Source organism: Acinetobacter sp. 24-47-66, assembly GCF_056779755.1.
Map to the genome: position 1 here is coordinate 39,672 of NZ_JBWYIL010000013.1, position 13,004 is coordinate 52,675.

Annotated in this window: 12 protein-coding genes; 6 read left to right on the forward strand and 6 right to left on the reverse strand. The window is 40.0% G+C overall.

The window, feature by feature from the left end; all coding sequences use genetic code 11:
• Nucleotides 1-153: 153 nt before the first annotated feature.
• The gene (gene nadC, locus AC1M84_RS11640) at nucleotides 154-999 is read right to left on the reverse strand and encodes a carboxylating nicotinate-nucleotide diphosphorylase (RefSeq protein ID WP_481595025.1); all 846 of its coding nucleotides are present in this window, start codon (nucleotides 997-999) and stop codon (nucleotides 154-156) included.
• A gap of 145 nt (nucleotides 1,000-1,144) precedes the next feature.
• Between nadC and ampD the strand changes: the two genes are divergently transcribed.
• Together ampD and murJ are read left to right on the forward strand one after the other, a co-directional pair.
• A complete protein-coding gene (gene ampD / locus AC1M84_RS11645) occupies nucleotides 1,145-1,741 on the forward strand; it encodes a 1,6-anhydro-N-acetylmuramyl-L-alanine amidase AmpD (RefSeq protein WP_481593759.1) in 597 nt (198 codons plus the stop codon).
• 40 nt (nucleotides 1,742-1,781) lie between these two features.
• Nucleotides 1,782-3,335, forward strand: a complete 1,554-nt coding sequence (murJ, locus tag AC1M84_RS11650) for a murein biosynthesis integral membrane protein MurJ (protein ID WP_171260721.1) — start codon at nucleotides 1,782-1,784, stop codon at nucleotides 3,333-3,335.
• A 76-nt stretch (nucleotides 3,336-3,411) separates the two neighbouring features.
• Here murJ and bamJ (AC1M84_RS11655) read toward each other — a convergent pair whose 3' ends face one another.
• The 5 genes from bamJ (AC1M84_RS11655) to AC1M84_RS11675 all read right to left on the reverse strand — a co-directional run bounded on the left by bamJ (AC1M84_RS11655) (nucleotide 3,412) and on the right by AC1M84_RS11675 (nucleotide 8,775).
• On the reverse strand, nucleotides 3,412-4,101 hold the full coding sequence (gene bamJ, locus AC1M84_RS11655; protein ID WP_481595026.1) for a BamJ family beta-barrel-assembly machinery protein: 690 nt from the start codon (nucleotides 4,099-4,101) through the stop codon (nucleotides 3,412-3,414).
• A 47-nt stretch (nucleotides 4,102-4,148) separates the two neighbouring features.
• Nucleotides 4,149-4,856 carry a BamJ family beta-barrel-assembly machinery protein gene (gene bamJ / locus AC1M84_RS11660; protein WP_481595027.1) on the reverse strand — a complete coding sequence of 236 codons (708 nt, stop codon included), beginning with the start codon at nucleotides 4,854-4,856 and terminating at the stop codon, nucleotides 4,149-4,151.
• 183 nt (nucleotides 4,857-5,039) lie between these two features.
• Nucleotides 5,040-7,226: a polysaccharide biosynthesis tyrosine autokinase gene (locus tag AC1M84_RS11665; protein ID WP_481595028.1), complete on the reverse strand. Its 2,187-nt coding sequence runs from the start codon at nucleotides 7,224-7,226 to the stop codon at nucleotides 5,040-5,042.
• A gap of 17 nt (nucleotides 7,227-7,243) precedes the next feature.
• Nucleotides 7,244-7,672 (reverse strand): low molecular weight protein-tyrosine-phosphatase, encoded by a 429-nt coding sequence (locus AC1M84_RS11670; RefSeq protein ID WP_481587740.1) that lies wholly within the window; start codon nucleotides 7,670-7,672, stop codon nucleotides 7,244-7,246.
• Nucleotides 7,672-8,775, reverse strand: coding sequence for a polysaccharide biosynthesis/export family protein (locus AC1M84_RS11675; RefSeq protein WP_481587739.1), 1,104 nt, complete (start codon nucleotides 8,773-8,775; stop codon nucleotides 7,672-7,674). Before AC1M84_RS11675 ends, AC1M84_RS11670 begins: the two co-directional genes overlap by 1 nt.
• Before the next feature lie 270 nt (nucleotides 8,776-9,045).
• On the opposite strand from AC1M84_RS11675, the gene tviB reads away from it, so the two are divergent.
• From tviB to AC1M84_RS11695, 4 genes are read left to right on the forward strand one after another with little or no spacing between them, the layout of a single operon-like run.
• Nucleotides 9,046-10,344, forward strand: coding sequence for a Vi polysaccharide biosynthesis UDP-N-acetylglucosamine C-6 dehydrogenase TviB (gene tviB, locus AC1M84_RS11680; RefSeq protein ID WP_481595029.1), 1,299 nt, complete (start codon nucleotides 9,046-9,048; stop codon nucleotides 10,342-10,344).
• A gap of 28 nt (nucleotides 10,345-10,372) precedes the next feature.
• A complete protein-coding gene (locus AC1M84_RS11685) occupies nucleotides 10,373-11,317 on the forward strand; it encodes a Gfo/Idh/MocA family protein (protein ID WP_481595030.1) in 945 nt (314 codons plus the stop codon).
• Nucleotides 11,318-11,328: 11 nt separating this feature from the next.
• A complete protein-coding gene (gene wbpD, locus AC1M84_RS11690; protein ID WP_481595031.1) occupies nucleotides 11,329-11,919 on the forward strand; it encodes a UDP-2-acetamido-3-amino-2,3-dideoxy-D-glucuronate N-acetyltransferase in 591 nt (196 codons plus the stop codon).
• Nucleotides 11,916-13,001: a DegT/DnrJ/EryC1/StrS family aminotransferase gene (locus AC1M84_RS11695; RefSeq protein WP_481595032.1), complete on the forward strand. Its 1,086-nt coding sequence runs from the start codon at nucleotides 11,916-11,918 to the stop codon at nucleotides 12,999-13,001. Before wbpD ends, AC1M84_RS11695 begins: the two co-directional genes overlap by 4 nt.
• The last annotated feature ends 3 nt before the right edge of the window (nucleotides 13,002-13,004 follow it).

Below are 13,004 nucleotides of genomic sequence, written 5' to 3' on the forward strand. Positions count from 1 at the left end.
AAAAATAATCTGAAAGCGTGGAGGGTATCAACTAGGACCATATAAATTCAAATTTTTTTGTATTCTTGCGATAAAGTTAATGTAGCATCACAGTTTTAAGCAAATAAAAAAGGAGCAAAGCCCCTTTTTTATTGAGAGATAGGATTGAATCGATTAAGCGTTAAAGCGCATAGATAAATCGATGGCTTTTACATCTTTAGTCAGTACACCCATTGAAATAAAGTCGACGCCTGAAGTAGCAACTTCACGTAAGTTGTCGATGGTAATATTACCTGATGCTTCCAGTTTACAACGACCAGCCACATGCTTGACTGCATCAATCATTTGTTGTTGGCTGAAATTGTCCAACATGACGATATCGGCACCAGCATCTAAAGCTTGGTTTAATTCATCCCAAGTTTCAACTTCGACTTCCACAGGTTTACCTGGTGCAATGGCATGTGCTTTGTCGATTGCTTGCTGAATGCCACCTGCAGCCATAATATGGTTTTCTTTAATTAAAAAAGCATCGAATAAACCTAAACGATGGTTTTGACCACCACCTACGCCCACCGCATATTTTTGCGCAATACGTAAGCCAGGTAATGTTTTACGTGTATCCAGTAGTTTGGTATTTAAACCTTCTAAATGTTTCACATATTCAGCCGTTTTTGTAGCAACAGCAGAAAGGGTTTGTATAAAATTAAGTGCTGGGCGTTCAACGGTTAACAGACTGCGTGCTGAGCCGGCAAGTTTTAAAAATGCCTCATTGGCTTGAACTTGATCGCCATCTTGCTTTAACCAAATCACATTAACGCTTGGATCATAGGCTTTAATTAGAGCATTGACCCACGGTTGCCCTGCAAGAATCATCGTTTCGCGACTGATAATGGTTGCTGTTGCTTGTTCATCTTCAGGTGTCAGCAATGCGGTGATATCACGCTCACCAATATCTTCTTGCAATGCTTGTTGGATATTGATTTGAATTGATTGTTCAAGCAAAGATTGCGGTATGCTCATAAAATCCCTATTGTAGGCACCAGAAAAATGAGCAATATATTACCATTGCACCTCAAGTAATGGTGCTGTTTTTTTCGTCCAAGTCTTTTCCAAAGATGAGCGTGGATGAATTGTCATAAGTTGCAAACACGGATTGAGATCACACATGTCGAATGTACCCAAGCTTCAAGTGGTAGATGGTGTATTACAAGGTGCAAGATTTATTGCTTCACCAAATTTTAATCAAAGACCAGACCATACTGACATTCAACTGGTGGTCATCCACAATATTAGCTTACCGCCCTCACAGTTTGGAGGAGGCTATATTGAGCAGTTTTTCCAAAATAAATTAGATTGGGATGCACACCCTTATTTTAAAACCATTGAAGGGATGCAGGTCTCAGCACACTTATTGATTTTAAGGTCAGGCGAAATTTTACAGTTTGTTAATTTTAAAGACCGTGCTTGGCATGCAGGACGCTCTACGTACATGGCAAATCCAGAATGCAATGATTATTCGATTGGCATTGAACTCGAGGGTAGTGATGATCAAGATTATACGGAACAACAATATCAAGCTTTAGTTGAGGTCGTGGCAACACTTCAACACGCTTATCCTAAAATTAAAAGTCATATCGCAGGGCATTCAGATATTGCACCTGGACGAAAGACCGATCCAGGACCGCATTTTCAATGGTGTTATTTTAGAGCTCAATTAAAACAACGAAAATATAATGCTTTGTCGAATGAAATAACAATTTAAAAGCAAAGTTTTATTACAATATCGTCAATCTTTTTAAGTGGTGAATATGATGGCGCTTTGGCGATCCACCTTTATTGTGAGTGCAATGACCATGTTGTCTCGTGTCATGGGGCTTATTCGAGACATGGTGCTGTTAAATGTGTTCGGGGCAGGTAAAGACTTCGATACTTTTGTCGTAGCGTTTCGTATTCCCAACTTTTTTAGGCGTCTTTTTGCCGAAGGTGCATTTTCCCAAGCATTTATTCCTGTTCTCACAGAATATAAAACCACCAAACTCCATGCTGAAGTTCAGATCCTAATTAGTCGGGTATTTGGATGTTTGCTTACCGTGATGACTGCATTAACTTTGCTGTGTATGATTGTTGCACCTGCGATATTGTATGTTTATGCGCCAGGATTTCATGCCGATGCAGCCAAATTTGATTTATCAGTCGACTTATTCCGTCTCACCATTCCCTACCTGATGTTTATGTCGCTGACGGCATTTGCCAGCAGTATCTTAAACAGCTATGGCTCGTTCACCACACCGGCATTCGCGCCAGTATTGTTGAATATTGCAATGATTGCAGGGGCTTTGTGGCTGTCACCATATATGGAAACACCCATTATGGCATTGGGTTGGGCAGTGGTGTTTGCTGGTATTTTGCAATTAGCCCTACAAATTCCGGAGCTTTGGCGCAAAAAACTCCTGATTCCACCCAAAGTTGATTTTAAGCACGAAGGTGTCGAGCGTATTTTAAAACTAATGTTGCCTGCACTGTTTGGGGTTTCAGTCACACAAATTAATTTGCTGCTCAATACCATTTGGGCGTCTTTTATGCAAAATGGTTCTGTGTCATGGCTTTATACAGCAGAACGGATGACCGAATTGCCTTTAGGCTTAATTGGTGTAGCCATCGGAACGGTGATTCTGCCTGCACTCTCTGCGCGTAAAGCTGAACAGGATCAAACTAAATTTAAGGCCATGTTAGATTGGGCTGCACGTGTCATCGTATTTGCAGGTATCCCAGCCAGTATCGCTTTATTTATGTTGTCTACACCGATTATTCAAGCGCTGTTCCAACACGGTGCTTTTGATGCACGAGCGACAGAAATGACCGCTTTGGCATTACAATGTATGAGTGGTGGTGTTTTGGCATTTATGTTGATTAAAGTCTTTGCTCCTGGATTTTATGCGATTCAAGATACCAAAACCCCAGTACGTGTTGGCCTAATGGCAGTTGCAGCCAATGCCATCCTCAATGTGGTTTTTATTGGTATCTTCAAATGGATGGGCTGGGAAGAACTCCATATGGCATTGGCGTTGTCATCTACAGGTTCTGCTTTAGTCAATGCAGGGATGCTATATTTCTATTTACACAAACGTGAAATATTCCGATTTGGTCCGCACTGGAAAAAATTATTTTTCCAATTTATGGTCGGTAACGCCGTGATGATCGCAGCTTTATGGTATGGTCTAAGCTGGTATAACCCAGATGTAGCACCGTGGATTCGTGTATTTGAAGTGCTTGGTCTCTGTGTATTGGGTGTGGTTGCTTATGTATTGGGTTTATTTACGACTGGCTTTAGACCAAGACAGTTAAAACACGGCTAATGCTTCAAACAGACTCTCAATAAAAACATAAAAAAAACATCGCGGAAGCGATGTTTTTTTATAAGTCATGTGAACATTAAGGCAAAACTTTTAAAAGTTCGACATCAAAGATTAAGGTGCTGTTCGGCTCAATCGCATCGCCCGAACCGATCTCACCATAGGCCAAATCAGCAGGAATAAAGAAGCGATATTGAGCACCTTCCTTCATGAGTTGTAAGCCTTCAGTCCAACCCGGAATGACTTGACTCACTTGGAATTCAACCGCTTGATTACGCGCGATTGAACTATCGAATACTGTGCCATCGATCAAACGCCCTTCATAATGAACTTTCACTTTTGACGTCGCTTTAGGTGTTTTGCCTTGACCTTGCTGAATCACTTGATATTGCAGCCCTGTTGGTCGTGTGACAATACCTGCTTTTTTGGCATTCTCTTGTAAAAATTGCTGCCCAGATTTTAAATTTTCTGCAGCCAATTTTTGAAATTCAATCAGCTGTTTAGATTCGCTTTGCTTTTTGTATTTGGTTAAAGCCTGCGCCATTTCTTGATCGGTTAAACTCGATCTTTGACCGGTTGATCCTTGTTTCAATCCTTCAATAAAAGCATCCAAATTAATATCTTTTAATGTATCCGCATTAGTACGTCCCATTACGTAGCCATAGCTATATCCGAGCTGATCTTTTTCAGTACTTTTATTGCTAATGTTTGCCGCAAATGAGCCAGAGCTGAGGATCAGCAGACTGCTTAATATAGAGATTTTTTTCATCATTCAAATCCAAAAAAGGAGAGCTGCAGGCTCTCCTTTTGATTAACTTATTTGACTTCGATTAATTCAACATCAAAAATGAGCGTGCTGTTTGGTGGAATCGTACCAGGAACACCCTGTTCACCATAAGCCAGATTTGATGGAATGTATAAGGTTGCTTTACCGCCTTCCTTCATCAATTGTAGGCCTTCTGTCCATCCAGGGATGACCTGATTCAACGGAAATTCAATCGGTTCGCCACGTTCAACCGAGCTATCAAAGACTTTGCCATCAAGTAATTTACCGGTGTAATGCACTTTAACCACAGAACTTGCAGCAGGTTGTTTGCCTGTACCTTCTTTGCTGACGAGATACTGCAAACCAGAAGCAGTTGTTTTAACATTCGGTTTTTTTGCATTTTCAGTAAGGAAGCTATTGCTTTGTGCATTGGCAGCTTTAGAGTCCTCGACTTTCTTTTCTTCTAATTCTTTTTGTAAAGCCACATAGGCAGTTTGCAGTTCTTCATCGGTATAGGCACGTTCTTTTTTAGCATGCGCTTCACGGACACCGACAATAAACGGATCAATGGCAACTTCAGGAGGAGTTTGGCTGGCAACTTCATAACCCAGTGCATAACTGATTTTATCAATCGGTTTTGCATCAGCAGTCATGCTAGAAACTGTCGCAGATGTTGGATGTTGACTTGCATAATAAACAGGGACGAGCGCAGCACCGCCTAAAACGACAGCAACAGCGATGGGTAAAGCTTTACTCATGAGATTTCCAATTTTTTTCAATTCTATGTGCGACATTCTAAAATCGCGGAACCAAAACAGCATAGCGTCAATTCACTTTCAGCGATATAGAATTTCAATGAAATCAACAAAATTTCACAAATATACAGTGTTTGATCGGCATAAAAAAAGCCTGAATAGATCAGGCTTTTTTTTCAACAATAATTAATCATTGTCCTTTGAGGCTTTATACGCATACGCATAGTTATAACCATAGCCATAACCCGCTGCATTACGTTGAATGTCATTTAAGATAAAGCCATTCACTTTAACACCGGCTTGTTCGAAACGATTGACTGTGATTTCGAGTTCTTTCATTTGTGTCTTCGCATAGCGAGCAATGACCAAATTCACACCTGCATATTGCGAAATGATAATACCATCAGTCACTGCAAGCACAGGTGGCGTGTCAATAATCACATGATCAAACTGTGTTGAAAGTTGTTCAAGCAATTGTTTGAATTTTTCAGAACTCAACATCTCAGATGGATTGCTCGGACTCTTACCACGAGTGATCACACTTAAACCAGCGACTTCAGTGTCTCGAATAATATTTTGTAGAGAGTGCTGATCAGTCATGTAATCAGTCAAACCTGGCTGTGTTTCAATATTGAAATATTTGTGTAGATAACCACGACGTAAGTCAGCATCAATAATCAAAACACGTTTGTCGGCTTGCGCTAAAATTGTTGCTAAATTGGTTGAAATAAATGATTTACCCACTTCAGGTGCAGGACCAGAAATCATAATCACATTATTGCGAGCTGAACTCAGCGCAAAATGAATCGCCGTGCGCATACTGCGTAAACTTTCAATCGCAATATCATCGCTATTCTTAATGGCAAGAATTGGGATTTTCTTATGCTTTTTCAGCATCTTAATTCGGCTTTCTTGCACTGGCGAACGCGGTACCGTTGCATAAACCGGCAGATCCAATTCATTTTCAATTTGACTAGAATCTTTGATGCCTGAACGCATCATATTACGTAACAGCGCCAGAAGTGTCCCGAGGAAACCACCAAGGAAAATGGACAAAATTAAAATCTGTAATTTTTTAGGCTTAATTGGTTCAATCGGTTCTACGGCAGTATCAACAATACGAACATTACCAATTTCCCCCGCTTTCGCAATGCGAAGTTGTTGGTACGAATTAAGCAAAGCTGTATATAACTGTTGTTTGACTTCAACTTCACGGAATAACTGTAGATAGCGACGTTGCAAGTCTGGGAGTTGTTTTAATGTGCCATCCAATTCATTAATTTTTTTATTGATCGCGCCTAGTTGAGCGTTCATTTGTTGCATGATTGGATGTTCATTGGTGTATTTCGCACCCGCTTCAGCGACTTTTTGCTCAAGTTCAGCTTTTTGTGTTTCTAAGGCAACACTTTGCGTTAAATACAATTCAGATTCTTTGGTGACATCAACCGTATTAAAGCCTTGACGGAATTTGTTAAATTCACGTTCGGCGACATCCAGTTGTTGTTTTAGTTCTGGGAGTTGTTCGTCCAAGAATTTGAGCGTTTGCGCAGTTTCGGCAGAACGACGTTCTACATTTTGCTGACTATACGCATTTAAAATCGTATTCAGGACTTTTGTAATGTGCTCTTTATCTTGACCTTGATAGTTTAATCCTAAAACACCAGTCATTTTCCCTTTTTCAGCCACTGAATAGTTGGCCAAAAGCGATTTCATCGCAGCTGGTAAAGATTGTTTGGTGATGATATAGCGGTCATTCAATTGATCTTGTGTGCGAATCTCAACTTTCCATACGCCATCACGCGTAGAGATTTGATTGAGTTGGTTTACTGAACCTTTTAGCACCACTTCTTCAGTTCTTAAATCCGTCAGCGTAAACTGTTTCTCAGTAAAATTAAGTTCTAATGCACGGTCACGAAATTTCTGAGGAACATGGAAATGGGGAATCGCAAAAGATTTTTCGTCATCGTTAAAAATCACAGATTGACGTGAATAACTGGTCGAATAGTCATGTGGTGAAAATAAACGATCAAAGAAAGAGTTTTGCGTACCAGACACTCTAAGATCTAGATTTAAATTCTCAATCACTGAACCGAGGACTAATCGAGATTTCAAGATTTCAATTTCTGCTTGAGCGGGTTGTTTCTGCTCAATCATACTTGAGAGATCACCCAAAAGTGCAGCTGATGTACCTTTACTTTCTTCAACTTGGACCAAAGCATCAACAGCGTAGGTATCTGGTGTTGTACGCAAGTAGAGTAGGGCACAGACCAGACTCAAAATCACACACAAGGCAATCAGTTTCCATTGTGCGATTAATGAAAAAAATAATTCTTTTAAATCAATTGTATCTTCGGTATTCGCGGTTTGACTCATAATCTTTATTCAAAATATTAAAGGTGTTTTTTCCAATCAGCGATACAATCCTGAATCAACTGACAGGTGTCATTAAAGAATGCTTGATCGTGTTGGTAAGGATCCGCAATATTTTTTTCACGCCAGTGCCCCAAGCGAAAGGTTTTTCCTTTTGCGTATGGCCATGTTTGTTCGATATGCTTCTGTTGGTTCTGGCTCATGACAAGAATCAAATCCGCATTTTTGACCAATTCAGCATTCAGTTTGCGCGCCACATGATCTTGCATATTTATACCGAAATTTTGCATACATTGTAATGCTTTATCATCTGCAGGATGACCAACTAGACCAGAAATACCAGCAGAGTGAATTTTTCGATTTGGGTATGCATCTTTTAGGAAATATTCTGCCATGGGGCTTCGACAGATATTTCCAATACATACCACTAAAATATTTTGAAAATTCATCAATTCCCCAAACGATCTAAATTATATAAAGCATTGGAGAAAGGAATAACCTGGTTGACCACACGTTGCCAGCGCGTTAGACCCGTTGCATCGACATAAACAATATCATTACTTTGCATTTTAAACTGATTAGCGAGACCAAAATTAGCAATGCTAGACAGATCCATATGGAAGATTTCAGTCATAGGTGAGTCACTTTGACTTCTAACGACGTAAATTTTACTGCTGCTTGCAGACAATGGATTCAGGCCTAAGCTCTCCCCAATCACATCACTCAAAGTCATGCCTTGGTCACGCATTGGTAGGGATTGGTTTTTACCCGATTCACCCATCACATAAATTTTTTGATTTTCGCGTGAATTCACATATATGGTATCGTTGGCTTGAACCAAAAGGTTGTGCAGTGAAAAGCCCGCTTTCTCAAGTTCAATCGAATTTAAATTATAAGTTTGACCATTTCGAACGAGGCTAATCGATGTATTCGCACCAAATTGTGTGTTGACGCCACCAGCTAAGCCAAGCGCCGTATAGATACTGGTGGGTTGATCATTTAATGTATATTGACCACCTTTCATGACATTGCCCTGTACTGAATAACGTTGACCTTGGTAAGACAAAACTCGAGCAATAACATCAGGCGTTTTTAAATAACGGGCAAGTAATTGACGAAGTTCCTGATTCACTCGATCTAAACTTTTGCCAGCCGCTTTATAGCGCCCAATAATCGGGAACTGAATATAGCCACGAGAGTCGATTTGGTAGCCATTTGCTTTAATCGCTTCTTCGTTGCTAATAGTATTGGTGGGGGGAGTAATTTCTGGATATGCCCATAGATAAATGGATAATACGTCACCAGGACTAAGTAGATATTGTTTTTGATTTTGTAAAAACAAATGTCCTAAATCTTGGTGGACATTGACTTGTGCTGGTTGAACAGCAAAAAGGGACTCTTGAGTGAGTTTGATGACATTGACTTGAGTCCCCAAATCCGTCTGAAAAACACCTTCTTCAGGCAAATCATAGGTTTGCAGACCTGAAGTCACAGCACAACCTGTAAAACTTAAGCTGAGTGCTAATAATAAACTATAGCGGTAGTAACTCACTCGAATTCCTATCATTTTTTAATTAGTAGAATATTTAAAATAGATTCAAAAATCTAAGCTGATATTTGTTTAGCTATATTATAGGAATAAACCTATAACGCCTAGCGCCAATGTGAATATAAAACCCTTTTTTGTTGCTTGATTGTGATTAAGATCATGGAGTTATGTAATTATTTTTTTCAATTGTGATCATTTTACATCAATATTTAATTTGGGATCTGTTATATTAGGCGCCGTTAAATTGATATTAAATAATATAAGGTATAACGGATGCTGAATGTATCGAATTTAAAAATAGCGGTGATTGGTTTAGGTTATGTAGGCCTGCCATTAGCAGTAGAATTTGGGAAGAAAATACCTGTTGTAGGATTTGATATTCAGCATAAACGCGTTGATGAGTTAAAAAGTGGTCAAGATCACACATTGGAAGTTTCACCACAACAATTATCGGAATCAAAACAATTAAGTTTCTCAGCGGATTTAAAAGATTTAAAACAATGTAACTTTTTTATTGTGACAGTCCCAACGCCGGTGGATGAAGCAAACCGTCCTGATTTAACTCCTCTAAAAAAAGCCAGTGCGAGTTTGGGGCAGGTGATTAAAAAGGGGGATGTAGTCGTCTATGAATCTACTGTTTATCCAGGAGCTACAGAGGAAGTTTGTATTCCAGTATTAGAGCAAGTGTCTGGCTTGAAATTCAACCAAGACTTCTATGCCGGTTATAGCCCAGAGCGGATTAATCCGGGTGATAAAGTCAACACCCTGACCAAGATTAAAAAGATTACCTCCGGTTCTACCCCAGAAGTCGCTGAGCTGGTAGATCAGGTGTATAGCAGTATTATTACTGCGGGTACGCATAAAGCTTCAAGTATTAAAGTCGCAGAAGCAGCAAAAGTGATTGAAAATACCCAGCGGGATTTAAATATTGCCTTGGTGAATGAGTTATCAGTTATTTTTGATCGGCTTGGCATTGATACCTTAGATGTACTGGAAGCCGCAGGCAGTAAGTGGAACTTTTTGCCATTCCGTCCAGGTTTGGTGGGTGGGCATTGTATTGGTGTAGACCCGTACTATTTAACTCATAAAGCTGAAGAGGTGGGTTACCATCCACAGGTGATTTTGGCGGGTCGTCGTATTAATGACAATATGGCACGTTATGTGGCGCGTAATACAATTAAACATATGCTTAAAAATGGTATTGATGTTCCGCGCGCAAAAATTGGTGTATTAGGGATTACCTTTAAAGAGAACTGTCCAGATATCCGTAATAGCAAGGTTGAAGACTTGATTAAAGAGTTTCAAACTTGGGGTGCGCAGGTTGTGGTCTGTGATCCGTGGGCAGATGTGGAAGAAGTACAACAAGAGTATGGGGTAGAGCTGTCAATCATTGATGCAGAACACCCTGTAGACAGTTTGGTTGTTGCTGTCGGACATAATGAGTTCCGCCATCTTAGCCCAGAGCAATTACGCAGCTATGTCAATAATTCTAAGCCTGTGATTGCAGATGTTAAAAGTCTGTTTAGCCGTGAAGAACTAACAGCACAAGGTTTTACTGTATTCCGCCTTTAACATAAATTAATCAATTGTAGTGAACAACATGAAAAAATTTGCCCTGATTGGTGCTGCAGGATATATCGCACCACGTCACTTAAAAGCAATTAAAGAAACAGGTAATACCTTAGCAGTTGCTATGGATGTGAATGACTCTGTTGGCATTATGGATAGTCATTTCCCTGAAGCCGAGTTTTTTACCGAATTTGAAGAGTTTGAAGCCTATGTAGAGGATCAAAAACTCAAAGGTGAAAAGCTAGATTATGTTGCAATTTGCTCACCAAACTATTTACATGCACCACATATGAAATATGCGCTTAAAAATGGCATTGATGTGATTTGTGAAAAGCCATTGGTATTGAATTCAGAAGATTTAAACCTTTTGTCTGAATATGAAAAACAATATGGTGCCAAAGTAAACTCAATTTTACAGTTACGTTTGCACCCTTCCATTATCGCACTGCGTGATAAAGTCCAGGCTGCACCTGCAGGTAAAATTTTTGATGTAGATTTAACGTATTTAACCTCACGTGGTAAGTGGTATTTAAAATCATGGAAAGGGGTAGATAATAAATCGGGTGGTGTAGCCACCAATATTGGTGTGCACTTTTATGACATGCTGCATTTTATTTTTGGCAAAATTGTGAAAAATGAAGTGCATTATCGTGATGAAAAAACCGCATCGGGTTATTTAGAATATGAGCGTGCTCGTGTACGTTGGTTCTTGTCGATTGATGCTAACAATTTACCAGAAAATGCTGTGCAGGGTGAAAAATTAACCTACCGTAGTATTACCATTGAAAATGAAGAACTTGAATTTTCAGGCGGTTTTACCGACTTACACACCCAAAGTTACCAACGTATTTTAGCTGGTCAAGGTTATGGTGTAGAAGAAAACCGTGCTGCAATTGAGACTGTTGAGGTGATTCGTGTCGCGCCAATTGTTGAAAATCCAAGCAACTCACATCCTCTATTAGCAAAAGTAAAATAATAAGGTAGAACATGAAGAGTTTTTATCAACATGAAAGTGCAATTGTCGATGAGGGTGCTCAAATTGGTGAGAACTCTCGTGTTTGGCATTTTGTACATGTCTGTGGCGGTGCCAAAATTGGAAAAGGCGTATCTTTAGGTCAGAATGTTTTTGTGGGTAATAAGGTCGTAATTGGCGATCATTGCAAAGTACAAAATAATGTTTCGGTTTATGACAATGTTACCCTTGAAGAAGGGGTGTTTTGTGGACCAAGCATGGTCTTTACCAATGTCTATAACCCACGCTCACTCATTGAGCGTAAAGATGAATACCGTAACACCCTTGTGAAAAAAGGTGCAACCTTGGGTGCTAACTGTACCATTGTGTGTGGTATCACGATTGGGGAATATTCATTTGTAGGTGCAGGCGCAGTGGTAAATAAAGATGTACCTGCCTATGCACTGATGGTGGGTGTACCTGCAAAACAAATTGGCTGGATGAGCGAATTTGGTGAGCAATTAGATTTACCACTAGAAGGTGAGGCACAAGTTGCATGTGAGCATACAGGGGCAATTTACCGACTGAATGGTAAGGTTGTAACAAAAGAGCAGGTTGCAGCATGATTGAATTTATTGATTTAAAGGCACAGCAGTCACGTATTAAAGCTGAAATTGATGCGGGTATTCAGCGAGTATTGGCACATGGTCAGTATATTTTAGGGCCAGAAGTTGCAGAACTCGAAGAAAAATTAGCAGCTTATGTTGGGGCTAAATATTGTATTAGCTGTGCCAATGGTACTGATGCTTTACAGATTGCTCAAATGGCGTTTGGTGTCGGTCCGGGTGATGAAGTGATTACGCCCGGATTTACCTATATAGCTACAGCTGAAACAGTTGCAATATTGGGTGCGACTCCAGTATATGTTGATGTAAACCCAAATACATATAATTTGGACGTTGCACAATTAGAGGCAGCGATTACACCACGCACTAAAGCAATTATTCCAGTAAGTCTGTATGGACAATGTGCTGATTTTGATGCAATTAATGCAATCGCTGCTAAGTATCATATTCCAGTCATTGAAGATGCCGCACAGAGTTTTGGTGCGACTTATAAAGGGCGTAAAAGCTGTAATTTAAGTACTGTGGCATGCACTAGCTTTTTCCCAAGTAAGCCTTTAGGTTGTTATGGCGATGGTGGTGCTATTTTTACTAATGATGAAGAGCTGGCGAAAGTGATTCGTCAGATTGCACGTCATGGTCAAGACCGTCGTTATCATCACATTCGTGTTGGGGTAAACAGTCGTTTAGATACGTTGCAAGCGGCTATTTTATTGCCAAAGCTGGCAATTTTGGACGATGAAATACAGGCGCGTCAGCGTGTAGCAGAAACATACACAAAATTATTCAATGAAGCGGGTTTTTTAACAACTCCGTTTATTGAAGAGCATAATCAGAGTGCTTGGGCGCAGTATACCATTCAGATAGAAAACCGTAGTGAGGTTCAGGAAAAGTTAAAAGCTCAGGGTATTCCAACTGCTGTGCATTACCCAATTCCGTTAAATAAGCAGCCTGCTGTGGCAGATGTAAATGCAGTATTACCTGTGGGGGACGCTATCGCTGAGCGTGTAATGAGTTTACCTATGCAACCTTACTTGACTGAAGAAGCTCAAGCAAAAATTGTTGCAGCGCTGTTGAGTAACTAAGTT